We start from the raw sequence: 25,501 nt of genomic DNA on the forward strand, positions 1-25,501 counted from the left end.
GGAGGTCTCGAATACGTCGACCTCCCAGCCCGCCGCGCGCAACGTATTCGCTGTGAGCAAGCCGCCGAGCGACCCGCCGATCACGACAGCGCGCGGTTTCTCGAGCGATTTCATGCTGCTTTCCTTTGCCCTGCCGAACGCAGGGCGTTAGTGAAGACCACGGGCGGCTGCGCGCCGCTGATCGCGCGGCCATCGATCAGGATGGTCGGCACGGCCTGAACGCCGAGCTTGTCCGCGCGGTCGCGCGCTGCTTCGACTTCCTGATTGCCGGCCGAGGAGAGCAGATACGCGCGCACTTCGTTTGCGTCGAAAGCGTGTTCGGCAGCGATGTCCACCAGTGTCTCGAGCAAGCCGATGTCGCGGCCTTCAGCGAAGTAGGCGGCGTAGAGCGCCTGATACAACGCGGCGGTCCTGTGCGGTTCGTTGCGCTGTTGCGCGAAGTGCATCAGGCGATGCGCGAGACGGGTGTTCGGCGTGCGCAACACCTTGTCGTAATCGAACTGCGCGCCGGCCGCGAGACCCGCCGCGGTCACCTGCGCATCCATGCTTTGCGAGCGTGCCCAGCTGCCGAACTTCTGCGTGCGGTAGGCGCGCCGGTCCATCCCTTCAGCCGGCATCGCCGGATTCAACTCGAACGGCACGTAGCGGATCGAGACAGCTGCGCCGGCATCGCCTTGCGCGAGCGCCGCAGCGAGATTGCGTTGGCCGATCCAGCACCACGGACAAATGAAGTCGTAATTGACTTCGACCTGAATGGCTTGCATCTCGTAACTCCCATTAGGTAATGCACGCAGCTTATATGTTGCGTTATGGTTGGTGAATTGGGATAAAATGCAAACCCGTGTTGCGCTATACGCAACCAAACTGTGCAAACTGTGGATGGGGCCGGTCATGGACAAATTCCTCGCCGTGAAAACATTGCTGGAAGTGGCTGACGCGGGCGGCTTTTCAAAGGCCGCGCAGCGCCTCGGCGTGGCCACCTCCTCGGTCACGCGTCTGATGGACTCGCTGGAGGCCTCCCTGGGCACCGCGTTGCTGACCCGCACACCGCGCAAGGTCAGCCTTACGGACGCCGGCATTGCTTACGTCGAGCAGGTCGCCAAGGTGCTCGACGATCTCGCCGAAGCCGACGAGAGCGTGTTCGACAGTGGCGCGTCGCCGGTCGGCGCGCTCAGAATTTCGGTGCCGTCCACGTACAGCCGCTTGCGTCTCGCGCCGCACCTCGCGGCTTTCCTCTCCGACAATCCGCGGGTGTTTCTCGACGTGGTTGTCGCCGATCACTTTGCCGATCTCGCGCTCGACCGCATCGATGTCGCGATCCGCATCGGCCTTGTCGATCGCGACGCGAATCTGATCGTCAAAAAGCTGGCGGACAATCCCCGCTACGTGGTGGCGAGCCATGACTACCTCGAACGCAACGGCACGCCGTCGACACCGCAGGAACTCGGCGGCCACGAGTGCCTGCGCTTCGCGTATGGCGGCAGCTATCGCTCGCATCAGGTGTGGACCTTCCTGCGTGAGGACGCACAACTGCGCGTCGATATACGCGGCCATCTGTTGTCGAACAATCTCGACATCCTGCTCGAGTCCGTGATTGCCGGACGCGGTATCGCGTTGCTGCCCGAATGGCAGGTCGCGCCCGAGATTCGCGCCGGACGTCTGATGCGGATGTTCGACGATTTCGATGCCAACCCTCATCAAGGCGATGCCGTCGTCTACGCCGCGTATTTACCTAATCGCCGCCACTCCAGCAAAGTGCGCGCATTCGTTCAATTTCTCGAGGCGCGACTGCACGCTTCGCTGGAAGGTTGACCCGCGTAGCGTGACGTGACTAGACGCGTCGCACGATTAAGTGCGTCGTTCGGTCTATTTCGGTCGTAGGCCATACTGATTGTCCTGGGCCTGAAACTGTCAACCAGCCGCTGTCTATCGCGCGTGCCCAGACAGTGAGGAGTCCATGATCGATCATGGACCATCCGATGAGCTTCGCAGCCCACGCACGACTCGATACTGGTTTACCCCGTCCGGCAGCAAGCACAAAAATGCCAACCAATCTAAGTTTTATCCATGGACCGGTCGTCGCCCGCGCAATTAACCTTGCCGAGTGATGTTCGATACGTGTTTCGCCGAAAGCGACATCGAGCACGCGGGAAATCCGATCAACCAAAGGAGATCAGATTGAGCAGCAAAACTAACTAAGGCTGTTAGCTTTCACCGCCGTTGCCGACTCGAAATCCGGCAGACAACAACCCAACGGTTGTATCGCAACCGACGCTCCATTCATAAGACCGCGGCATATCCCGGTGTATCGGCACGTCCGATCGATTTAGTACAAGACACTTCATTTAGCTAAATCGTTTCAACAAATATCAATAAAAGCATCGGCATTCCGATGCGAATAAAAATGGAGATCCTGCATGAAGAGACTGGTTACTCTCGCATCCGGCGCAGTCTTGTCCTGCGCGTCCGCTTCCCCCGCGCTCGCGCAGTCGACGGTCACGCTCTATGGCGTGCTCGACAACGGCTTCGTCTACCAGAGTTCGGGCGGTAGCAATTCGGCAATCCGCGCGGTACCCGGCGGGCTCTTCGCGACTCGCTACGGGCTTAAGGGCAGCGAGGATATCGGCGGTGGCCTGCACGTCAATTTCCAGTTGGAGCAAGCCTTCTCCGGTCAGACGGGGGCTGCGACGGACCCGACCAAGGCCTTCAACCGTCTGGCGTTTGTCGGCATGTCCGGTGGTTTCGGCGAAGTCCGTTTCGGTTTGCAAAACTCGCCGCAATACGATGTGCTCCAGGCCGCAATGGATCCGTCCTGGGTCAAAAGCATTGCGTCGCCCATGAATAATTTCAACGGCCTGATCATCCGTGCGAACAATGCCATTTCCTATTACACACCCACATTTGGCGGGCTGAACGCAAAATTCATGGTGGCATTGCGCGACTCGGCGACCGGCTCGGGTAATGGAATAGGGTTTTACAACGTTGTCTTTCAGTACATCAACGGCCCGTTGAATGTGGCGGCCGGCTACGAACGAGGAGACGAACCAGGCGTTGGAGCGGGTGGCAGCTATGCGCTGACGGGCGGTGCCGCGGCGGGTTCTGGTGCGGTATTTAGCGTGTTCAATGCGGGTGCTTCGTATGCGATCGGGGCCAACCGCATCTGGCTCGCCTATCACACGGAAAACCTGACTAATACGCCGAAATACATGCAGCACGATGTCTACCAGATCTCAGACTCGTATCAGTTATCGCCATTTGCCCTCGTTTCGCTGATGTACGGCTACGTGCACGACCGTACCGGAGCGAGCAACAATGCGCAGCAGTTGGGCCTGCTTTACGAATACGCTCTGTCCAAGTCGACCGAACTCTATACGGCCGCCGGTTTTATTCAGAATAGAAATCAGGCCAAATACACGCTCTCCGGCACCGCGTATTCGGGTCTTCCAGTCACTCCCGGTACTGACACGCGTGGCATCGGTGTCGGCCTGGTGCACAAGTTCTGAGGCCACGGCAGAGGCGCCGGCCCGGCGTTGTCCAGACGTGGCGCCCGGGTATTTCGATCTAACGTGGACGGTCGCCAAAAAAGTGCCATTGAATCTGAGTTTTGTGTAGGGACGCGCGTCCCATCCTCCCATATTCTTGACCCATCGAGACAAGCCGCCGGCGCCAGGGTCGTGACCCGGTCGCCGGCGACGGCCATAAACAGGAGAGGATGTTGCACGCGGCAGGCACTCGGCAAATAAGAGCAGCGCAGCCGCGCAGATTCTGTATCCGGTTCTGGCCTGAGGTTGCATCGCGGAATTCAACTCAACTAAAGAGAAACAAACAGATGGAGACAAACAAACCTGCAGGCGCCGGAATCGCGAGCCGCTGGGCGGTGCTCGCGCTCCTTGCGGTTGGTGTGTTGATCTCATTTGTCGATCGCACCAGCATTTCGTCGACGCTGGCGGACCCAGGCTTTGTTCGGCATTTCGCGCTGACCAGCGTGGATCGCGGCTGGATCAACGCGGCCTTCTTCTGGTCGTATGGATTGTTTCAGGTGCCGATGGGCTGGGTGGCGGACCGCTATGGCGTGAAATGGCCGTATGCGATCAGCTTCGCGCTGTGGTGTCTCGCCACAGCGTTGATGGGTGCTGTGACGGCGCTTGCGAGCCTGGTGGCGATGCGTCTGATCATCGGCATGGCGGAAGCGATCGTGATTCCGGCGAGCTATCGCTGGATCCGCAACAACTTCGACGAAAGCCGCAACGGCCTTGCGGTCGGCATCCTGGCGATGGGCAACAAGTTCGGACCCGCGCTGGGCGCGCCGGTCGGCGCATGGTTCATCGTCAACTATTCGTGGCAGGTGATGTTCATCGCGACGGGTCTGGTCGGACTCGTCTGGCTTGCACCGTGGTTGCTGCTGGTGCGCAACGACTTGCCGACGAAAGCGCAACTCGGCATCGCCAACCGCAGCGCCCGCACGGTGACGCTCGGCAGCATCCTGGCGAGTCCGGTCGTATGGGGCGGCATGATCACCAACTTCTGCTATGGCTACTTCACGTTCTTCTGCATGACGTGGATGCCCGCTTACCTGGTGGAGCAACGGGGTCTATCGATCACGCGTTCGGGTCTGTACACGTTCTTCAGTTTTGCCGGAATCGCGATCGTCGCGGCGCTGGCGGGATGGGCAGCAGATCGGATCATCGCGCGGGGCGGCAATGCCATCCTGGTGCGCAAGATTTTCACGATCGCGGGGTTCGTGGGCGGTTGCACGGTGCTGCTCGGCGCGTATGCCCACACGCTTGAAATGGCGCTGTTCTGGAACGTGTTGTCGCTTTCGCTGCTTGGCCTCACCACCGCGAACAACCTCGTGCTGTCGCGTCTGACGCTGATTCCCAGGCAGGCTATCGGGCTCGTCACCGGCGTGCAGCAGGTGGCGACGAGTCTGGCGGGCGGCGTGGCAGCGAGTCTGTCAGGTTGGCTGCTGCATATCAGCGGCAATTACAACTTGCCGATGCTCGTGATCCTCGTCTTCCTGGTGATCGGCGCATTGACCACGATGTTCCTGTTTCGTCCCGAATGGGCGCCAAAAGTGAACGACATACACGGTTCGCTGCAAGAAGCCTAGACATGATGGCGGGGCCGCAACACAGGGATCGACGGCCTCGTCGAACACATTAATTCACTGAGAACTCGTAAATGGCGAAGATCGTATTCGGCATGGCTGTGCCGCACAGCGGCATGCTGGGTCAAGCACCGGAAGACTGGCTGAAGAACGGTGAGCGCGACCGTAACAATCCGGAGTTGTGGTACCGCAATCGGACCTGGACGTACCCCGAGCTGGAAGCGCATCGCGAAGCCGCGTTCGAGAAATTCCTCACGATCGAGGAACGCACCGCTCGCGCCGCACGCTGCCGCGCCGCGCTCGACAGGATGGCCGAAGCGTATCGCGCGGCGAAGGTCGACGTCGCGATCATTCTCGGCAAGGACCAGAAGGAAATCTTCACCGATTTCTCGCCGTCCATCGCGATCTACACGGGCGAAAAAGTGCACAACGGTCCGCCGCAACGTTCGGTGTACGCGCCGGATCATCACGTCACGCACGAGTGCCATCCGAAGTTGGCTACGTATCTGATCGAGCACTTCCAGCGCGAGAACTTCGATCTGACCGATCTGTTCGCGTGGCCTGACAACGTGTGGATGAAGCCGTTGCCGGCGTATCCCGTGGTGCCGCACGCATATAGCTTCGTGTACCACCAGATCATGGGCGACAACCCGCCGCCGCATGTGCCGGTCATCATGAACTGCTTCTATCCGCCGACGCAACCGTCCATGGCGCGTTGTATCGAGTTCGGCCGCGTGCTGCGCGATGCACTGAACGCATGGCCCGACGACGTGCGGGTAGGCATCTTCGCCTCGGGCGGTCTGTCGCACTTCGTGAACGACGAGGAATTCGACCACAGCATCATGCAGATGCTCGCCGACTACGACTACGAAGGCCTTGCCGCAGTAGACGATCGTTCGTATCAGTCGGGCACGTCCGAAATCAAACTCTACGTCAGCGTGATGAAAGCGGTGCAGGAAACCGGCGCCGAAATGACGCTGGTGGACTACGTGCCGTGCTGGCGCACTCCCGCCGGCACCGGCGAGGGGATGGGCTTCATGTACTGGAAAGCGGAAGACTGAGCCGGCTTCGCGTCGCCGATAATCGTCTCGATCGATGAGAGAGAAAGATCATGAGCGACACACGCCTGATCGCGGCGTTTTACAAAGTGAACAAGCGGTCGGCCATCAACACGATAAAGGCGGCGCATAAAGCGGGTGAACGGATTGTCCCGTTCACCCGCGCATAATTAATGGAGGCAATACCCTGTGCATTTCTCACCATCATTGAAGCAGCTCCTGGCCAATACGGCGATTGGCAGCGCGTGGGTTCTGATTGCCACGGGGGCAGGGGCCGCGACACCCGGTTCGAGCGGTACGATGCTGCTGAACCGCGTGGGTCCGGTGACGTCCGAACTGTATGTCGCGAATGCGGACGGTTCGGACGAGCACAAGTTGCTGTCGACACCGGGTTTCGACTATCACGCGTCGTTCTCCAAGGATGGCCAGTGGATTGTCTTCACATCGGAGCGCGACGGTTTGGGCGAGTCGAACCTGTATCGCGTGAAAGTGGACGGCACCGGTCTGCAACAACTGACCAATCACATCGCGGTCGATGACGCCGCCGTGATTTCGCCGACCAATCCCGACCTTATCGCTTTCGTTTCATCGCGCCGCGGCGAACACGACTTTGGCACGACCAACGTCTGGACGCTGAACATCCAGACGGGTGCGCTAAAAAACGTCACGGGCGCGTTGAAATTCGATCCGAGCAAACCGCACAGCTATTTCCGTCCGTCATGGTCGCCCGATGGCAAGTGGCTGGCGATTTCCTCCGATATCGGTTCGGACTGGCGCGGTCACAATTTGCCGGTGGGTTGGGAGCGCACGCAGGAAAGCAGCATCTACCTGATCAAGCCGGACGGCTCCGGCTGGAAGAAGATCGCCAGCAAGCCGGGATTCGACGAAGGGTCGCCGTCATGGGCGCCGGACGGCAAACATGTGGTGTGCTATGAGACGCCGGTGGAATCGACATGGGGTGCGCATCGGCCCGAGTTGATCAACAAGGTGAGCTCGCAGATCGTCTCGGTGGACCTGTCGGATCTCGAACGCAAGACGTGGACGTCGACGCCCGGTTTCAAGGTGTTCCCGCAGTATCTGAACGACACCACCGTGGCGTATCACGTGAAGGGTGGCGAGACGGAAGGGATCTACTCGACGGCCGGCGCATTCCGTTCGACGGCGAACTCCGGCATTCGCTCGCCGCGTTATTCGACGGACGGCAGCAAGATGGTGTACGAGAAGATCACCATGCGTCCGGCGCATACGAACGGCACACCGCTGTTCAGCTTCGATCCCGACTGGAAATACACCTATATCGATGTGTTCCCGCAGCTTTCGCCAGATCGCAAGAAGCTCGTGTACACGGAGAAGGCGGTCAATTCGTCGATCGCGATCATTAACCCGGATTTCACGGGCTACACACGCATTTACGACCCGGCAACGAGCGGCCTGGACCCGGTCAAGATCAAGCAGGGGCTGGCCGGTGCGTTTCAACCGACGTGGTCGCCGGATCGTGAATGGGTGGCGTTCGGCGTGGGCGACTGGTTCTTCACGCGCGGTGCGGGTGAAGGCCGGATTGTGCGGATCAAGGCGGACGGCAGTATGAATGGTCATCCCGAAGTGCTGACGGACGGCTCGATAAATGCGGGGTATCCGAGCTATTCACCGGATGGCAGGAAGCTGGTTTATCGCGTGTGGAGTCAAACGGTGCAGGGTCTGCGGATTCTGGATCTGGATACGCGTCAGACGACGACGTTGACCACGGAGCCTGACAACCTGCCCAGCTGGTCGCCGGACGGGACAAAGATCGTGTTCACGCGGAAGATTGTGGATCCCGCCGATCCGAACAGGTTCAACTACGACGTGTTCACGATCAAGCCTGATGGAACCGGGCTGACGAGATTGACCTCGGACGGCTCCAACCAGGGGCACGCTGTGTGGACTTACGACGGACAGATTGGCTATAGCTCGGGGACGTACGGATTCCGCGATGAACTGGCGCTCTACGACAACAGCTTCCAGCCCGATGGACAGAACTGGGTGATGAATGCTGATGGAAGCGACCCGCATGCTGTCACGGATACGCTGTGGGAGGAAGCTATGCCGTTGTATGTGCCAGCGGCGCAATAAAGACGTTGTTGCTGGACTTTGGCCCCGCCGGTTTTCAGCCGGCGGGGCTTTTCCTTGGCCTGGTTGTTTCGCCTGCGGTGGTGCTGTTCTATTGATACCGGGATTGATTCGATTTCCAGAGGGAAATACGCAACCCGCTCCACGGGTCGCGTATTGTTGCATTCGCTACGGCTAGCGATCAAAAGTGAATTTCGGCCATCAGCATGGGTACTGAAGTGTTCGTGCTCACAGTTTCGCTGGCCGGCGTGCCGTACATGTGATGCCAGTATTCGTATCCGACTCCCGCATACACCGCGCGCGGATGATTGATGAACGAACCCAGGTCAGCGAGCAGCGAAACGCGCGTCAGGAATTCCGTGGTCGTTTGAACGCCGAAACCGTCCTTGCCCTTGGGACCGGTCAGGCTCGCGAAACCGCGCACCACCATCGGCACCGGCCCCACGCGGAACGGAAATAGCCACGAGCTTTCGATGTGCCACGCGGTGTTGAAGTGCACGTCCACGCCCATGATGCCGTTGTGGTTGCTTTCGGTGCGCAGCCCCGCGGTCAGGTTCAGGAAGCCGCGCGGCAGGGCGAATTCGATGGTCGGGCCCAGCACGAACATGCGCGCTCGCTCGGCGTAGGCGTCGTTCTTGGTGCCGAATTCAAAGCCGCCGGTCAGGCCGACGTCACGGATGATGCCGAGGCCCACCTGGCGTCCGAGAATCTTGCCGGCGCTCAACTCGACACGGCCCACGCTATACACTTCCTGCGCGCCGCCCGAGGAGGGACCGCCCGCCTCCGGATTGGCGGAGTTCGAGACGAGATAGTCGACGTTGAATGCATAGCTGCCGAACCGGAAGCCGCCGATCGTCGTGAGGGAGCCGATGTTTTGCGTCACCTTGTCGGGCACGCCGGGGTAGCGGAAATTCTGGCCGTAGCGATAGCCGATATACGTGTCGTTCCACGACACCGGCGGCGCGCCGATCTGTTCCGCCGACTTCAGATCCGGCGCGGTGAGCGGCGCAGTGCGATTCGAAGGAACCGTCTGGTTCGACTGCGAGGGTGAGGGCTGCAATTGCTGTCCCGTCGTCGGCGCCGATTCACTCGGTGCCGTGTACACCTCGGCGTGACTCGTTTCGCTCAAACAGCAGAAGAGGGCCGCGCCGAGCAGCGGCTTGCACAATGCTACCGATACTTTTCTCATGTCTCCGTCCATATGATTTTTTTGTTTGCCCGTTGCTGTTTCATTCCCCGCGTGACGAATAGCGAAATGAAATGATCGGGGGCGTGATAGTCAAAAGACTCGGCCGCGCACTCATGCAGGAACGGGCCAGGACGCGACCTGGCCCGGCGCGATGCGCCCGATCAAGGTGGTGTGCATGTCTGCGTCCAGATTGGCTTTATGCTGATGGCGTGCGCGGTCGTTATTCGACTCTTGAATCGACCGCAATGTCTGCTGTGCTGCACCGGGCGATCCAATGCAGATTTCTTATTGCGGTCGTGAAGATGGTATGGGATGCCAGGCGGTATGCCTCTACACAAAAAGTAGATTCGCTGGCATTTTTCGTTGAGAGAAATGTAGGCAATTTGCGCGCAACGGCACAGGGTATACCGGTATTGCGGCGGCCCCGCGTGCTGATGAGCGCCGTGCGATCGTCAGCGTGTTCACCGCTTGCATGCCCCGCCGGCATTGGCGTCGGCACGAACACGCCCTGCCGCCTGGATGTCGCACTTCACCGGTCGAGGAAATGTACGGAAAATTTTGGCTGTTTCCGCGACTCATCGGCAACGTTAAGATGATGCGTGTGAGGAGCGCATCACCGTGACGCAGCGGCCGCACGGATTCGATGCAGCCGCGAGGAGACGACAATGACACACAGTGCCGCTGCCAGGCATCAGGCGAAATCGGTTGGGAAAGCAAAGCTGACCAGCGTTCCCAAGGTTCGTCTGTACGGAGACCACCCTGAATCCGACAACTGGTTCGTACACGTCGGGCACGTAACCGACCGCGGTCGCTGGCGCACCGAGCCACATGCGCATCCCACCTACGGCCAGGTGATCTTCGTTCGCAACGGGCGCGGCATGATGAATCTGGAAGGCAGCAGTGTGCCGTTCGAAGGACCGTGCGCGCTGCTATTGCCCACCGAATGCGTACATGGCCTCGATTACGAACTCGACGCCGACCGCTGGGTCGTGACGATCGAGGTCTCCTATCTCGCGCAGGTCAACGCGAAGTTGCGCGAGTTCATCTCGCTGTGGGCGTCGCCGCGTGTGATCCCTCTCGTTTATTCGACGGAAGGGGGCGTCGAATTCCATAAGCTGATCAAGAGCCTCAAGCAGGAAGTCGAGTCCGACGCGGTGGGCCACGTGGTCGCCACGGAAGCTCTTTTGACGACCATCCTCCTGACGCTGGTGCGGGAAACCCGCTTCGACCAGGGTGTGAACGAAAGCGCTTCGCGTAACGATGTCCGCCAGGTGGACCGGTTCCGCAAGCTGATCGACGAGCATTTCCGCGAGAACCTGCCATTGCAGGATTACGCGTCGATGATGGCGGTGTCTCTGGTGCAGTTGCGCGCGGCGTGTGCATCGGCCTCGGAGCAGAGTCCCACCAAGATGATTCACGCACGGATCATTACCGAGGCCAAGCGCAATCTTATTTTCGGCGACATGTCGGTGGAGCAGATCGCTTTCGGGCTCGGCTTCACAGACGCGGCTTATTTCACGCGCTTTTTCCGCCGTGAGGTGGGCCAGGCACCGAGCCAGTTTCGCGTCGCGGCGCGACAGCAACCGCCGCAACGCAAGTCCGGTTCGTAGCTGCCGGTGCGGTTCGTCATCGCGCCCATTCGTCCCGATCGCCTCGTATCCAGGTTGCCTTGCCAGAAGGCCGACGGTTCCGGCGCGCGTAGCGTGACTGTGAGAGCGCTTGGAAAAAAAGTCCCAGCGAACAGGATTTTTGTGCAGGGACCGGCGGTGGCGAATCGACTACGCTTGATGTACCTGTCCAACACGTTCGATGGTGCGTGATGTTTGGGTGTGACGGGGAAGAGCACAAGGCCGCCCACGCGCGGCACATCTATAACATGGAGACAGACCGGGGCGTTGGCGCGCTCGCAGGTCTTCAATCAATCGACAATGACTCAGCTCTGGCAGAGAAGCAGATTGAGACGCTATGGCGTGATCGCGGCATTGGCCGCGACGATGTCGGCGTGCGCGCTGGTCGGGGCGTGCAGTAGTACAACGAGCGGTACCACGGTGGCGTCTTCGAATCAGGACCATACGGACCTGGTGTATGTGGGCACGCAGGAGCGCCAGATTCAGGCGCTGCGCTTCGAACCCGCCACGGGCAAACTGACGATGATCGGCCAGGTCGCGCAAGGCCTGAATGCCACCTGGGTGGCCGCGCATCCCGAACTCCCGGTCCTCTATTCCGTGGACGACGACAACGCCCGCGAGGGCAGCGTCACCGCCTTTGCGGTGAATCGCAACAACGGCGCGCTCACACGCATCGACGAAGTGGCGACGCAAGGCAGCGGAACCACCAATCTGTATCTGGACATTCCTTCCATGACGCTCTTCGCCGCCAACTACGGCGGCGGCTCGGTATCGACCATCGCGGTGAATCAGGACGGCAGCCTGGGCGCGCTTGGGTCGACGGTCAAGGAAACCGGCTCCGGACCGAACCGGCGTCAAGCTGGCGCGCATGCGCACAGCGCCGTGGTGGACTCTTCGGGAAAATACGCATTGGTGCCAGACCTGGGCGCGGACCGCGTCTTCGTCTATCCATTCGACCGCGCCACCCACGCGTTGTCACCGGATGATGCCGCGGTGTCGCACGCTTTCGTTGCGCCGCCGGGCAGCGGTCCACGGCATCTTGCGTTTGGTGCGGATGGACAATTCGTCTATCTGCTGACCGAATTGAGCGCGGACGTCTTGGTCTTGCGTTGGGACGCGTCGCAAGGGCGTTTGACGACTGTGCAAACGGTGTCGATAACCAGTCCGGGACTTCAGGGTGTGAAGAGCGGTGCCGAGATCGCGCTTAGTCGTGACGGCCGGTTCGCGTACGTCGAAAACCGTGCGGAGAATGCTCTCGTGGTATATCGCGTGAGTCCGGATTCGGGTCGGCTTGCTCTCGTTCAGCGCGTTCCCTCGGGAGGTGAAAAGCCTTGGGCACTTGCGATTCATCCGTCGGGGAAATGGTTGCTGGTCGCCAATCAACGCAGCGGCAAGGTAAATGTGTTCAGCATCGATCCGGTTTCGGGCGAAGTGGCGGATACGGGGCGGTCGGTGCAGATGGCAACGCCGGTTAGTTTGGCGTTTGTGCGGTGAGGCGAGCCAGGTGAACGGATTTAGCGAAGGGCCGGCATGCGCGTGGCTGCCTCCTCGATTTATTGATTGACGCAGTGTGCGTGGGTCGAAGCATGTCGCTTAGCGGCCTTTGTCGCCGCGCTAGTCAGATACCCATCTCCTCGGCCTAGAGCCTGTCGCGCAGAGTCTGCGTCGACATTCCAGATCAACAAACACAGTGCGCTGGACAAACCTTAACCGTTCGCTCAAGCCGAACGCGGTTTTATTCAATGGACCAGCGGCGGCGTGCTGTCAAAATTTCACTGCGTTACAAACAAACGAAAAACGTGGTTCACACCGGGCGGTGACCGTCTGGGCTCGCTACCAGAGCAATTCGTGAAGCACGACAGGAGACAGTGAAGACCATGAATTACAAGACCGCATTATGTGCGTGTGCCGCATTGATGAGCGCCGCGCCGGCATGGGCGCAGATTGAAGACGAAGGCGTGGCGCCCACCAAGGCAAGCACGGTCACGCTATACGGCTTGATCGATCAAGGCGTGGAGTACGTCAACAACGTAGCCAAGGGTAAAAATGCTACGACCAATGCGTATCGCACAGGAGACGGTACCGCAACGTCTTACTTCGGCATTCGCGGCAGCGAAAATCTCGGCGGAGGCGTGGAGGCCATCTTTGACTTGCAAGGCGGCTTTATGCCTGGCAACGGCACGTCGAGGCAAGGCGGTCGCCTGTTCGGCCGGCAATCCTATGTCGGCCTCGATGGAAAATACGGCCGTTTGACGTTCGGCCGCCAATACACCATGCGGTTTTATGCGGTTTCCTTCATCAACCCATTCGGAACCGGCGCCCAGGGCCTCACCACGCTCGATAACGGAATTGCCAATGCGCGGGCTGATAGTTCCGTCAGCTACCGTTATTTCCTCGGCAACTTCGAAGCCGGCGTGAACTACAGTTTCGGCCGCGATGCCGTCAACGGTGACCCGGCGACCGCTGCTGCCGCTAATTGCCCGGGCGTAGCGTCACCTTCGAACCAGTGCCGGGAATACTCCATGATGGCCAAATATGAAGGACACACCTGGGGCCTCGCCAGTTCCTACGAGCGAAACTATGGCGGCACGTCAGGGACATTCGGCGGCCTCACGTCACCCAAGCTCACGGACAGCCGGTTTACATTGGGCGGGTACTTCAAGATCAGTCAGGCCAAGTTCGGCGTAGGTTGGATCCGGCGCGATGACGAAGGCCTCAAGACGCCAAAAAGCAATCTGTTCTGGGTGACGGGCACTGTGCCGGTGACGCCGTACTTCTATGTCGACGGCATGGTGGCGGACCTCAAATACGACCATTCGCCTAATAAAGCGCTGGTGCTCGTGTTGCGCGGAGAATATCTGCTGTCCAAGCGGACGTTCCTTTATCTGACGGGCGAGCACATTCATAACGACGGCAATCTCGCTCTCTCGGCGACCACCATCACGCCTGTCCCGACGCCGCCGGCCGGCGGCTCGCAGATCTCCATCATCGCGGGTATCAGGCATACGTTCTGATTTTGTGGCGCATTCAGGCACTCAGCTTCGCCGCTGCACTCGCCGCCGACATGTCGGCCACCGCGGCGAACGGTTGCTTCTGCTTCAGGCTGCCAAGACCAATGAACATATCTTGCAGATAGCCGATGTCGCTACCGTTAAGCGTCAGGTCTCTGGAGTAGGGCCTTTGCATCTGATTGAAATCCCAGGTGGCCTGGGCCGACGCCGCGTCGAAATGCTTGTGGGCGCGCCTGCGCGCTTCGAAGAAGGCGTCATGAGCGCCCGGCGACATCAGGTACTCATAGAGCGCGCCATAGGCGGCCATCACCGCGACCATGCCTTCGTGCTTGTCACTGATCGCGGCATTGGATGCATAAGCAGTCTGGAAGATGCATCTGGGCAGTGCCTGCCACATGTTGGCCTCGCTGATCACGACCAGTCCGTCTTTGTCGTTCAGATGCGAGATGCTCGAGCAGCACGCGTGCGCCTCGCCATTGACAACCGCCTCATGGCACTGATCGTTGCTGCCTCTGTCGACGAAATTCACCTGCGAAGCGTCGATGCCTTTTTCTTTCATGAGTTGCAGCATCAGTGTGTGAAGCAAACCCAGGCGCGGGCCGACCGCGACTGTCTTGCCCTTCAGATCGGTGAGCGTCGTTATCGCAGCGGGCCTTGCAAAAACTGTCAGCGCACACTTTTTCATACCGGCGCCGACGATCTTGACGCTCGCGCCTTGCGCGATGCGGGATAACACCATGTTGTAGCCGGATACCATGCAGAGGTCCGCGGCTCCAGTGGAAATGGCATCGAAGGGGCCGGTCACACCGGGCACCTCGACAATCGCCGCATCGACGCCGAATTGCCTGAAATAGCCTTGCTCGTCCATGAGCGCGTTCAGCGTGGCGTTCTCCAGCCCCGGATTGCTGACGATCCGAATCCGAGTGGTGGCGGCCCGCGCAATAAACGGCGCGGCAATTCCGCTCGTGGCAACGCTCAGCCCGAGCAGGCCGGCGCCGCGCAGGAAGCGGCGGCGGTCGAAGGTGGGGGGCATCGGCTGTCTCCGTGCGCTGGTTGAACCAGCGAGTTATAGGCGTGCGGCGACGAACGGCTTCGACGCGCGCATTCGGAGTGTGCCTGCGGGTTGCCCCTTCAGTCGATTGAGTAAAATTGCCGTAGACTTAACGGATTGGTAAAACCCCGAAGAGAGGTATGTGACGTGTCGGAGCTTGACTGGTACCTGCAGCTCAACCTGAAGGCGCGGCAGCTGCGCCTGCTCGTGACGATCGACACGTATCGCAATCTGAGCCAGGTCGCCGAAGTCACGCATGTGACCGTGCCCGCCGTGTCCAAGTCACTGGCCGAACTCGAGCGGGGACTCGGATTCGCGCTGTTTTCACGCACCACACAAGGCTTGGTGCCCACGCCATACGGCGACTGCCTGATCCGGCACGCGCGCTCGATATTGGCGATACTGCATCAGGCCCGCGACGAGTTGAAGGCGCTCAGTTCCGGGACCGAAGGCAAGATTCACATTGGCATGTTGCCGGCCTCCGCCTCCGTGCTGCTGCCGCAGGCGCTGAGCCTGCTGAAGCAGCGTTCGCCTGGCACCAACGTGGTGGTGAACGAGGGCACCACAGCCTCGCTGTTGCCTGAACTCTGGCAAGGCCAGCTCGACCTGGTGGTGGGCCGCCTGCCGGCGCCCGACACGCTAGGCAGCTTCGAGGAAAAGGAGCTTCTCGAAGAGCCCGTGACGCTGGTAACCGGGCGTCAACATCCGTTGGCGCGAAGGAAAACCCTGGCGTGGTCGGATCTTCACCCTTATCCGTGGATCCTGCCGCCGCCCGGTTCGATTCTGCGCGATCCCCTGGAGCGGGCTCTCGAAGCGCACGATGTGCCGCTTACCAACAATTACATCGAAACACTCTCCATCCACGTCGTGCGCGCGCATTTGCAAGTCTCGGACTGCATTGCCGTGATGGCCGACACGTCCGCCAACGAGACCACGCAGCCGCTTCATACGCTTCCGTTGAGCCTGCCGCGATTGCTGCGCCCGGCGGGCGTGCTGTGGAATCGCAACCGCGGGCTGACGCCCAGTGCGCAACTCATGGTTGCTTGCCTCGAAGAGGCCGCCAAGCTTCTCGAACTGAAGGGGCAGGGGCGCAGCCACCGTATCCTTCGACAAGACTAGTCCTCAGCAGCGGGCTCTCCCTTCGCGCGCGGTGCCCGTGCGCGAGCCTTAACCGTTTACTCAAACCCTGGGCGGTTTTTCTCAATTGACCCAGTTTGACGCGCTGGCAAAATCTGATTGCGTCCAGTGATAAGCGGGCGGCAGCGCGATCCATCCGGGCCACGGAGGCTATCTCCGGTGCGTCACGATGGCGGATCGCGGATCAATACAAGGAGACAGGGACGACTATGAACTACAGGACCGCCATATGCGCTTGCGCGGCGCTGTTGAGTTTTGCCGCAACGGCATTTGCCGGGCCAATTCCTGATCCGTCTGTCGAAAAGTTCTATCACGGCAAAGCGCTGACTCTGGTTGTCAGCGCTGACGCGGGCACGCCGACCGACATCATTGCTCGGCAGTTCTCGCGCTTTTTCGTCAAGTACATCCCCGGGCATCCGCAGGCGATAGTGATGAACGTAGTCGGCGCCGGCGGGATGGTGGCGGCGGCTTCGCTCCAGTCCAGACAGCCTCATGACGGTACCGTGATCGGCTTCCTGCAACGCAATAATCTTTATATCCCGCTACTCGATCCGAGGCAAAACCGCTTCGATCCGCGGCAAGTCAGGTGGCTCGGCAGTCTGAACAAGGTCGAATATTGTCTGGTTGCCATGACCCGATCCGGTGTGACGACGGCGAGCGATCTCACCACGAAGAAAATGTATATCGGCGCGACCGGCTACGCCAATGAAGACAGAACGTTGCCGGCTTTACTCGATGAGTACATCGGCGCGAGGATGAGCATCGTGCCTGGCTATACGGGCCGCGGCGAAGTTTATCTGGCAATGCAGCGCGGCGAAGTTGACGGCTGGGCCTCGACCATCGACGGACTTCAGCAAGGCGAACCCGTGCGGATGCTCGCTGACGGGAAGATGAAGGTGCTGCTGCATCTAGGTTGGACAAGCCCGCCGGAGTTTCCGGATGTCCCGAATCTGAGTACCTACATCACCAAACCAGACGACAAAGCGCTCTTCAACCTGTTCCTGCTGCCCTTTCAGGCGGGGCGGCCGATCGCCGTGCCGAAAGACGTGCCTGCGGATCGTCTGAATGCGCTTCGCGAAGCTTTTTCAAAGACGATCGCGGATCCCGAGTTCATCGAGGCAATGAAGCATTCAGGCTTTCCAGTCGATGCGATCGATGGAAGCGCCGTGGAACAGATCGTCAGCAAGCTGTACGCCACGCCCGAATCGCAACTCGAAAGCGCACGCAAGCTTATCTTCAGTTCACATTGAATGCGGCCGGCGAGTGCGGCTGCCCGTTCCGCTTATCGAGCGGTCCTGGCCGGCTCCAACCCGGCAATGAGATTGTCATGAACCTCGCCAGGGTGACTGACAGCAAACCATCAGGAGGTCCAATCACATGACACCCGAAATCATCGACATCCATCCGCACATCATCTCGACGGATACGGTCCGCTACCCGATCGCGCCTCAGCATGGGCATCGCTCGAACTGGTCCGCCACGCGTCCGGTCACATTCGAACAGATGATCGCCGAGATGGATGAAGCCGGCGTGGCGAAAGCCGCGATCGTGCATTCCTCGACTACTTACGGTCACAATAACGCCTACGTGGCTGACAGTGTGGCGCAGTATCCGAAGCGCTTCACGGGTGTCTATTCCTTCGACCTGCTGGCCCCCGACGCATTGGAGACTTTCGATTACTGGTTGAAGCATGGCATGGGCGGAATCCGGCTTTTCACCGGCGGCGCCACTCACCAGAGCGACGGCAGCTGGCTGCTCAATCCGGCGACCTTTCCGATCTGGGCACGCTGCGCTGAAATCGGCATGACGATGGTCGTGCAGACGACGCCGGACGGTTTGTCGATGGTGGCTGAACTGGCCGAACGCTTTCCTTCCGTGAAGATCGCCCTCGATCATTGCGCGAGACCCGATCTGTCCGAGGGGCCGCCGTATGCAAATTGCGCGGCGCTGTTCGAGCTGGCGAAGTATGACAACGTCTATCTGAAGATCACCCCGCGCACCTTTGATCTTGCGCAGGCGGCACCGGGCGGAGCGGACGCGTTTTTCCCGCATCTGGTGAAGGTGTTCGGGGCGGATCATCTGGCCTTCGGCTCGAACTATCCGGCCTCGGCAGGGCCGTTGAAGAAGCTGATCGATCAGGGGCACGCCTGTTTCGCAAGTCTCGACGAGGAGGAGCGCGCATGGGTCTGGGGCCGTACGGCGAAAGTTCTCTACCCTGCGCTTGCGGACTGATCCTGACGCGACGCCGAAGAGTGAGCACTGCGTTTTCAATCGATTCAGCGCTGAAATCTTCGACCCCTCCTGGCTCACCGCGTGAGCCGACTGAGCCTGCTCTCTCATCAGGATGACGCATGCATTTTTACAACGACGCGACGCTGTTGGCGGCAGGCCATGCGCTGACGGCGCTCTTGCAGTTCAACCGCCTCATCTTTCTTGTCTTCGGCGTGGTGGTCGGACTGGCGATTGGGCTGTTGCCCGGCATCGGCGGACTGACGGGCTTCGCACTCCTCGTGCCGTTCACCTACACGATGGATCCGTACGCGGCCTTCGCGATGTTGCTCGGCATGGCTTCTGTGATTACCACTTCGGACGTGATACCGGCGGTACTCTTCGGCGTTCCGGGTCACGCGGCTTCGCAGGCCACGGTGCTCGACGGTTTGCCTATGACCAAGCGCGGGGAAGCCGCGCGCGCGTTGAGTGCGTGCTACACCTCGTCCCTGCTCGGTGGGTTGATCGGGGCGGTCATCCTCGCATTCTCGCTGCCTCTGGTCCGGCCTTTCGTCCTCTCTATCGGCACGCCGGAAATGCTGGGGCTCACGATCTTCGGCGTTTCGATGGTCTCGGCACTCTCGGGCAACGCGCCATTGAGAGGCGTGGTGGCCGCATGCTTCGGTATCCTGGTTGGCATGGTCGGCACCAATGTCGCAACAGGCCAGATGCGCTGGACAGGAGATCTCCTTTACCTGCAGGACGGTATCCCGTTGGTGCCGATCATCCTCGGCATATTCGCGTTGCCCGAATTGTGTGAACTCGCCATCAGACGCACGGCAATCGCCGAAAATGTGCAGTTCAGTTCGCGTGAAGGGATGCGCCAGGGGGTGGTCGATACGCTGCGCAACTGGTTCCTCGTACTTCGTTGCGGCACGCTCGGTTCGGTCCTCGGCGCGGTTCCGGGCATTACCGGGGCGGTGACGGACTGGATCGCCTACGGGCACGCGTTGCAGACCTCGAAAGGGGCGAAGCAGACCTTCACCACGGGCGACGTGCGCGGCGTCATCGCCCCTGAAGCAGCCAATAACGCGAGAGAGGGCGGCAGCCTCGTGCCCATGCTGTCTTTCGGCGTACCGGGCGGCGCGGCGCAAGCCATCCTGCTCGGCGCGATGATGGTGCACGGGTTTATCCCCGGGCCCGACATGCTCACCAAGCATCTCGACCTGACCTATTCCATGGTCTGGTCCATCGCGCTGGCGAATATCTTTGGAGCCGGCCTGTGCTTCCTGCTCAGCGGGCAATTCGCCAGGATCTCGACGCTGCGCTACACGCTGATCCTGCCGGTCATCATGCCGATCATCTACGTCGGCGCGTTCCAGGGTTCGCGTAGCTGGGGCGACCTGTTCGTGCTGCTCATTGCGGGGTTGATCGGCTGGACCATGAAGCGGTTGAGATGGGCGCGTCCGCCGCTGATCCTCGGCCTCGTGCTCGGCGTGCTGATGGAACGGTACATGTCGATTTCCTTCGTACGCTATGGAACGGATTGGGTGACGCGGCCGGTGGTGATGGTTCTGCTCATCCTCGCGGCGCTGGTCTTCTTCAAACCGCTCTTCAAGCTGGTGCGCGGCGGCGGCCTCGCACACTTGCGCCCGAGCGGAAAGATCGCACTAAAGCCCGAAGATCTCGTCTACGTGTTCTTCATCGGCATTGGAATCTACATGCTGGCGACTTCGCAGGGATGGCTGCTGATGGCTCGAATCGGGCCGACTGTGGTCGCGAGCATTCTCGTGATCGCCGGAACCGTCAGCCTTGCCTATAAGGTCTTCGTCATTCCGGCTCAGGCAGGACTGTCGCATGGCGCGGGTGGCATCCATATGGATGTCTCGAGCGACCACGGCGAGAAACTGTCGAACAAGGTCACGCTGCTGCGGGCCGCGCGGTTTTTCGGCTGGTTCCTAGCGTTTCTCGCCTGTATGGCCTTCATTGGTTTGATCCCGACCGTGCCGTTGATGATCGTCGCCTACATGCGGATCGAGGGGCGCGAGTCGTGGCGGCTCAGCCTGATCCTCGCTGTTTGCGTGACGGCGTTCCTCTACGCGATCTTCGACCAGATCATCCATATTCCCTGGCCGGACAGCTTGCTGGGGCAGTTATATCCGGCACTGTCTATTGGCGGCACGTGAGCGCGTTGAGCACGTGAATCAAGGCGTAAATCGTCGACGTGATGGCCAGTATTCCTATTGACACGAAGCGTGCCGAACTGAATTTCAGCTTCGGCCGCTTCTCACTGGATGGTGAAAGCATGATGGACAATCGACTCGAGCAGATCGACGCGGAGAAGGCCACCGACGAGCAGAAAAAAGTCATCGCGCGTTTGGGCGAAGGGCGTGGTCGGATTCCAACACCGTTCAATATCTGGCTGCACAACGCGCATCTGGCTGAGGGAATGGAAATCATCGGCACCCACGTCGATCATTCTCCGGTGCTCAGCGAAGCGGAAAGCGAAGTGGCCATTCTCTCCACCGCGGTTTTCTGGAACGCGCCTTATGTCATTGCCAACCATCGCCGGCATGCGCTGAAGTCCGGGGTTCCCGAGCCGGTGGTCACGGCCATCCTGGAGAAACGGCGACCCGAAGGTGGGGACGGGCGTTTGGGTCTGGTCTGCGACGCTGTCAGCGACATTCTCGCAGGAGGCGTGATCGACGACGCGAGCTTTGCCCGTTACGAGACGGGGCTGGGCCGCGCGGTGATTGCCGAGTTGCTCATTACGGTGGGCTATTTCACTTCGATTTCGCTCGGCATGAGTTTGCACGCTCTTCAGCCCAAGGGCTAAGAGCCCATCTCGCGCCGGGTTGTTCGATAGCCTTGCCGTTATCCGTGCACGCTCCTTGACGAGATGACAAAACCGCAGAGGTACACGACGTGTCAGCACTTGACTGGTATCTGCAGATCAACCTGAAGGCGCGGCACATGCGTCTGCTCGTAACGATCGACACGTACCGCAATCTCACCCAGGTGGCGGACGTCACCCATGTGACCGTCCCTGCCGTGTCGAAGTCACTGGCGGAACTCGAACGGGGACTCGGGCTCACGTTGTTCTCGCGCACGTCCCAAGGTCTGGTCCCCACGCCGTACGGCGATTGTCTGATTCGGCACGCGCGCTCGATGCTGACAATCCTGCACCAGGCCCGCGACGAGTTGAAAGCCCTGAGCTCCGGGACGGAAGGCAAAGTTCGCATCGGCATGTTGCCGGCCTCTGCCTCCGTGCTGTTGCCGCAGGCGCTGAGCCTGCTGAAACAGCGCTCACCCGGAACCAACGTGGTGGTGAACGAAGGCACGACGGCCTCGCTCCTGCCGGAACTCTGGCAAGGCCACCTCGACCTGGTGGTGGGCCGCCTGCCGCCGCCCGACACGCTGGGAAGCTTCGAGGAGCTGGAGCTTCTGGAGGAACCGGTGACGTTGATGACGGGCCGTCACCACCCGCTGGCCCGCAGGAAAACCCTCGCGTGGTCGGACCTCGTCCCTTACCCATGGATACTCCCGCCACCGGGTTCGATCCTGCGCGATCCGCTGGAGCGCGCTCTGGAGGCGCACGACGTGCCGCTCACCAACAACTACATCGAGACGCTGTCGATCCACGTCGCGCGCGCACAACTGCAGATCTCCGATTTCATTGCCGTGATGGCCGACACGCCTGCCAGCGACAGCATGCAACCGCTCCATACACTTCCGTTAAGTCTGCCTCGACTGCTTCGCCCGGCGGGCGTGCTGTGGAATCGTAATCGCGGCCTCACGCCTAGCGCGCAACTCATGGTTTCGTGCCTCGAAGAAGCGGCTCAACGCATGCTGACGGGCCACGGCGCCTCGCCGCGCACGGTCGCATCGAAGGCTTTACCAATTGGTTAAGGCACCTGCAGCTTAATTCAATAGACGGGAAACCCTGCGGGAAAGATCATGTAGTCAACGAAATCACCTGTTCAGCCTTGCAGCTTGCCGCACCAGACGTTCAAGCGGCGAACGGCGTCAGGTTCATCAATTGGTCCAGTTCAAAGGAGACGAAGTTGGCCAACAAAGTACATCTGAAGATCGCTATTGCGGAGCACCCGCACACCGCTGCGATCCGTGACGGTTCGATCCCTATCGAAGGCGTCGACGCCGAGTTCATCACAGTCCATCCGCAAATCGGCGCGTTTCGCCGCATGGTTCGCGATGTCGAGTTCGACGTGTGCGAACTGGCGCCGACTACCTACATCATTGCCCGCGCCTATGGCGCGCCTTTCGTCGCGCTGCCCATTTTTGTCGTGCGTCGTTTCCATCACGCCGGGTTGCTGGTGCGCCCGGATGCTGGGATCAAGACACCCAAGGATCTCGAAGGCAAGAAGGTCGGCGTGCGCGCCTATTCGGTCACGACCGGCGCGTGGACGCGTCAGGTGCTGATGGACGAATTCGGCCTCGATTCGTCGAAGGTGACCTGGGTGGTGGATGACGAAGAACACGTCACGCAGCTCAAGCTGCCGCCGAATGTCATTCACGCACCGGAAGGCACGTCGCTCGCGGAGATGATGGAGAAGGGCGAACTGGTCGCCGGGTTCGGCGCCAACGCGGGCATTGGCCGCACGGGCGCACCGACGGGCGGCTGGAAAGAAGTCGAAGCCGACTATCCCGATCTGTTCCCGAACGCGGCCGAACTGGAAGCCGAGTACTACGCCCGGACCGGCGTGTACCCGATGCATGGCACGATCGTCGTCAAGGATTCGGTGCTCGCGGAGCATCCGTGGGTGGCCAGGTCGATTTACGACGCTTTCGATCGCGCCAAGCAGGAGTGGCTGGCTCGTCTCGACGCGGGTGAACTCACCGACAAGAAGAACGCGAAGTATCTCGAGTTGCGCAAGATCGTCGGTCACGACCCGCTGCCCTATGGCATCGAAGAAAACCGCAAGACCATCGAAGCGCTCGAAGCCACCGCGTTCAAGCAAGGCCTGACGCCGCGGCGCATGTCCATGAGCGAGCTGTTCGTCGATCCCCGCGTCTGAATCCCGCACGGAAACCAGAAACATGATTATCGATTGCCACGGCCACTTCACGACCGTCCCGGCTTCTTTCCGCGACTGGCGCGCCAAACAGATCGAGTTCGCCAACGACCCGGCCAATGCGCCGTCCGTCTCGGGAGCACACGTGACCGATGACGAGATTCGCGAGGGCGTCGGCAACGGCCAGTTGCGTTTGCAGAAAGAGCGCGGCGGCGACCTCACGTTGTTCTCGCCGATCGCCGGCCTGATGAGCCACCACCTCGGCAACGAGCGGACGAGCCTGGAGTGGGCCGAGGTGTCGAATAACCTCGTGCGCCGCGTCTGCGACATCTACCCGGACAACTTCGTACCTGTCTGCCAGTTGCCGCAATCGCCGCTGGCGCCGCCGAAAAACTCCGTGGCCGAGCTGCGCCGCTGCGTCGAGGAAATGGGGTTCGTCGGCTGCAACCTGAATCCCGACCCGAGCGGCGGCTACTGGACCGGCAAGCCGGTCACGGACTGCGAGTGGTATCCGCTTTACGAGGCGCTGTGCGATCTCGACGTGCCCGCCATGATTCACGTCGCGGCTTCGTGCAACCCGTGTCACCACGGCACCGGCGCGCATTATCTGAATGCCGACACCTCGGTGTTCATGCAGTTGCTGCAGAGCGACCTCTTCAAGGACTTCCCGACGCTGCGTCTCGTGATCCCGCATGGCGGCGGCGCGGTGCCTTACCACTGGGGCCGCTATCGTGGCATGTCGCTGGAGATCGCCAAGCGGCCGCTCGAGGGTCTGCTGAACAACATCTTCTTCGACACCTGCGTCTATCACCATCCGGGCGTGGAACTGCTGACCAAGGTCGTGCCGACGAGCAACGTGCTGTTCGGCTCCGAAATGGTCGGCGCCGTGCGCGGCCGCGACCCCGACACCGGCGAGTATTTCGACGACACCAAGCGCTACATCGACGCCTGCGCGGCGCTGAGCGAGACCGACCGGCATGCCATCTTCGAGGGCAATGCGCGCCGCGTGTACCCGCGCCTCGACAAGCACCTCAAGGCCAAGGGCCTGTAAGCAGGCGAATAACAGGAGGGAGACCATGAGCATCATCGATATTCATCCGCACATCATTTCGGACGACGAGAAGCGCTACCCGCCCGCGCCGCTGTTCGGCAAGCGCTCGGACTGGTCGCAGGAGCGGCCCAATACCGTGGAGGCGTTGATCGCCGCGATGGATGAGGCCGGCGTCGCCAAGGCCGCGGTCGTGCATTCATCGACGACCTACGGCTTCGACAATAGCTATGTGGTGGACAGTTGCAACCGCTACAAGGATCGGCTCATCGCTGTCGGTTCCGTGGATATGCTGGCCGACGACGTGCCGGCAGTGATCAAGGCCTGGGCCGACCAAGGGCTAGCCGGCTTGCGCATCTTCACCGGCGGCTCGACCAAGGATTTCGACCCTAGCGAACTCGATAATCCCAAGTCCTTCAAGGCGTGGGAAATGCTCGCCGAATTGAAGCTGCCCATGTGCATCCAGACCGGGCCGATCGGCTTGCCTCAAGTGCGCATGCTGGCCGAGAAATTCGCGACCGTGAACATCATCCTCGACCACCTCGGCCGCCCCGATGTGCTCGACGGGCCGCCCTACGCCAACGCCGCCAGTCTGTTCGCGATGGCCGACCTGCCCAACCTTTATCTCAAGCTCACGCCACGCATCTTCGGCGACGTGAAGAAGGAGAAGGCCAGCGCGGAGACTTTCTTCCCGCGTGTGGTCGAGGCGTTCGGCGCGCAGCGTCTCGCGTGGGGCTCGAATTTCCCGACCTCGCCCGGCGCACTCAAGGACATTCTGGCGACGGCTGACGAAGGGCTCGCCAGCCTCGGCGAGGAAGACCGCGCCTGGATCTTCGGCAAGACTGCGCAGAAGCTGTACACGGCCTTGAGCTGAGCTTCGAAACATGCCAACCGCGTGTGCCGTCACTGAAGCGGCAGCGCA

General features: G+C 60.6%; 21 protein-coding genes. 17 read left to right on the forward strand and 4 right to left on the reverse strand.

All coding sequences use genetic code 11. The annotated features are described in order from the left end of the window. Both PQR54_RS38975 and PQR54_RS36825 read right to left on the reverse strand, forming a co-directional pair. Positions 1–114 (reverse strand): NAD(P)-binding protein (locus tag PQR54_RS38975; RefSeq protein WP_494478645.1); only part of this gene is annotated, 114 nt, incomplete at its 3' end. After that, the gene (locus PQR54_RS36825; RefSeq protein WP_408254646.1) at positions 111–764 is read right to left on the reverse strand and encodes a DsbA family oxidoreductase; all 654 of its coding nucleotides are present in this window, start codon (positions 762–764) and stop codon (positions 111–113) included. The genes PQR54_RS36825 and PQR54_RS38975, both read right to left, overlap by 4 nt. A 127-nt stretch (positions 765–891) precedes the next feature. Here PQR54_RS36825 and PQR54_RS36830 point away from each other — a divergent pair, with 127 nt between their 5' ends. The 5 genes from PQR54_RS36830 to PQR54_RS36850 all read left to right on the forward strand — a co-directional run bounded on the left by PQR54_RS36830 (position 892) and on the right by PQR54_RS36850 (position 8,277). Further along, a complete protein-coding gene (locus PQR54_RS36830; RefSeq protein ID WP_408254648.1) occupies positions 892–1,812 on the forward strand; it encodes a LysR family transcriptional regulator in 921 nt (306 codons plus the stop codon). 641 nt (positions 1,813–2,453) lie between these two features. Then, positions 2,454–3,503: a porin gene (locus PQR54_RS36835; RefSeq protein ID WP_408254650.1), complete on the forward strand. Its 1,050-nt coding sequence runs from the start codon at positions 2,454–2,456 to the stop codon at positions 3,501–3,503. Positions 3,504–3,829: 326 nt separating this feature from the next. Further along, positions 3,830–5,110: an MFS transporter gene (locus tag PQR54_RS36840; RefSeq protein WP_408254653.1), complete on the forward strand. Its 1,281-nt coding sequence runs from the start codon at positions 3,830–3,832 to the stop codon at positions 5,108–5,110. Between the two features lie 71 nt (positions 5,111–5,181). Continuing rightward, complete coding sequence (locus PQR54_RS36845) at positions 5,182–6,168, forward strand: DODA-type extradiol aromatic ring-opening family dioxygenase (protein ID WP_408254655.1); 987 nt, start codon at positions 5,182–5,184, stop codon at positions 6,166–6,168. Between the two features lie 186 nt (positions 6,169–6,354). Continuing rightward, positions 6,355–8,277: a TolB family protein gene (locus PQR54_RS36850; protein WP_408254657.1), complete on the forward strand. Its 1,923-nt coding sequence runs from the start codon at positions 6,355–6,357 to the stop codon at positions 8,275–8,277. 178 nt (positions 8,278–8,455) lie between these two features. Here PQR54_RS36850 and PQR54_RS36855 read toward each other — a convergent pair whose 3' ends face one another. Next, positions 8,456–9,463, reverse strand: coding sequence for a hypothetical protein (locus PQR54_RS36855; RefSeq protein WP_408254659.1), 1,008 nt, complete (start codon positions 9,461–9,463; stop codon positions 8,456–8,458). A gap of 665 nt (positions 9,464–10,128) precedes the next feature. On the opposite strand from PQR54_RS36855, the gene PQR54_RS36860 reads away from it, so the two are divergent. The 3 genes from PQR54_RS36860 (at position 10,129) to PQR54_RS36870 (ending at position 14,105) form a co-directional block, all read left to right on the forward strand. Continuing rightward, on the forward strand, positions 10,129–11,073 hold the full coding sequence (locus PQR54_RS36860; RefSeq protein WP_408254661.1) for a helix-turn-helix domain-containing protein: 945 nt from the start codon (positions 10,129–10,131) through the stop codon (positions 11,071–11,073). 345 nt (positions 11,074–11,418) lie between these two features. Continuing rightward, complete coding sequence (locus PQR54_RS36865) at positions 11,419–12,585, forward strand: lactonase family protein (RefSeq protein ID WP_408254664.1); 1,167 nt, start codon at positions 11,419–11,421, stop codon at positions 12,583–12,585. 383 nt (positions 12,586–12,968) lie between these two features. Next, positions 12,969–14,105, forward strand: coding sequence for a porin (locus PQR54_RS36870; RefSeq protein WP_408254665.1), 1,137 nt, complete (start codon positions 12,969–12,971; stop codon positions 14,103–14,105). A gap of 13 nt (positions 14,106–14,118) precedes the next feature. On the opposite strand, the gene PQR54_RS36875 is transcribed toward PQR54_RS36870, so the two are convergent. After that, positions 14,119–15,135 carry an ABC transporter substrate-binding protein gene (locus PQR54_RS36875; protein WP_408254668.1) on the reverse strand — a complete coding sequence of 339 codons (1,017 nt, stop codon included), beginning with the start codon at positions 15,133–15,135 and terminating at the stop codon, positions 14,119–14,121. Positions 15,136–15,300: 165 nt separating this feature from the next. Here PQR54_RS36875 and PQR54_RS36880 point away from each other — a divergent pair, with 165 nt between their 5' ends. The 9 genes from PQR54_RS36880 (at position 15,301) to PQR54_RS36920 (ending at position 25,453) form a co-directional block, all read left to right on the forward strand. Next, positions 15,301–16,272 carry a LysR substrate-binding domain-containing protein gene (locus PQR54_RS36880; protein ID WP_408254670.1) on the forward strand — a complete coding sequence of 324 codons (972 nt, stop codon included), beginning with the start codon at positions 15,301–15,303 and terminating at the stop codon, positions 16,270–16,272. 95 nt (positions 16,273–16,367) lie between these two features. Further along, a complete protein-coding gene (locus tag PQR54_RS36885) occupies positions 16,368–17,540 on the forward strand; it encodes a Bug family tripartite tricarboxylate transporter substrate binding protein (protein ID WP_408254672.1) in 1,173 nt (390 codons plus the stop codon). A 127-nt stretch (positions 17,541–17,667) separates the two neighbouring features. Beyond that, the gene (locus PQR54_RS36890; RefSeq protein ID WP_408254675.1) at positions 17,668–18,522 is read left to right on the forward strand and encodes an amidohydrolase family protein; all 855 of its coding nucleotides are present in this window, start codon (positions 17,668–17,670) and stop codon (positions 18,520–18,522) included. A 119-nt stretch (positions 18,523–18,641) separates the two neighbouring features. Next, entirely contained in the window at positions 18,642–20,684 is a 2,043-nt protein-coding gene (locus tag PQR54_RS36895; RefSeq protein WP_408254678.1) for a tripartite tricarboxylate transporter permease, read from the forward strand. Between the two features lie 41 nt (positions 20,685–20,725). Beyond that, positions 20,726–21,334 carry a carboxymuconolactone decarboxylase family protein gene (locus PQR54_RS36900; protein WP_408254779.1) on the forward strand — a complete coding sequence of 203 codons (609 nt, stop codon included), beginning with the start codon at positions 20,726–20,728 and terminating at the stop codon, positions 21,332–21,334. An 89-nt stretch (positions 21,335–21,423) separates the two neighbouring features. Further along, positions 21,424–22,407, forward strand: a complete 984-nt coding sequence (locus PQR54_RS36905; protein ID WP_408254681.1) for a LysR substrate-binding domain-containing protein — start codon at positions 21,424–21,426, stop codon at positions 22,405–22,407. Between the two features lie 155 nt (positions 22,408–22,562). After that, positions 22,563–23,534: an ABC transporter substrate-binding protein gene (locus PQR54_RS36910; protein WP_408254683.1), complete on the forward strand. Its 972-nt coding sequence runs from the start codon at positions 22,563–22,565 to the stop codon at positions 23,532–23,534. A gap of 22 nt (positions 23,535–23,556) precedes the next feature. After that, positions 23,557–24,582 carry an amidohydrolase family protein gene (locus PQR54_RS36915; RefSeq protein WP_408254684.1) on the forward strand — a complete coding sequence of 342 codons (1,026 nt, stop codon included), beginning with the start codon at positions 23,557–23,559 and terminating at the stop codon, positions 24,580–24,582. Between the two features lie 25 nt (positions 24,583–24,607). Continuing rightward, positions 24,608–25,453, forward strand: a complete 846-nt coding sequence (locus PQR54_RS36920; protein ID WP_408254687.1) for an amidohydrolase family protein — start codon at positions 24,608–24,610, stop codon at positions 25,451–25,453. Positions 25,454–25,501: the final 48 nt, after the last annotated feature.

This window comes from Paraburkholderia phytofirmans, from assembly GCF_046028095.1.
Classification (GTDB): Bacteria; Pseudomonadota; Gammaproteobacteria; order Burkholderiales; family Burkholderiaceae; genus Paraburkholderia; species Paraburkholderia phytofirmans_A.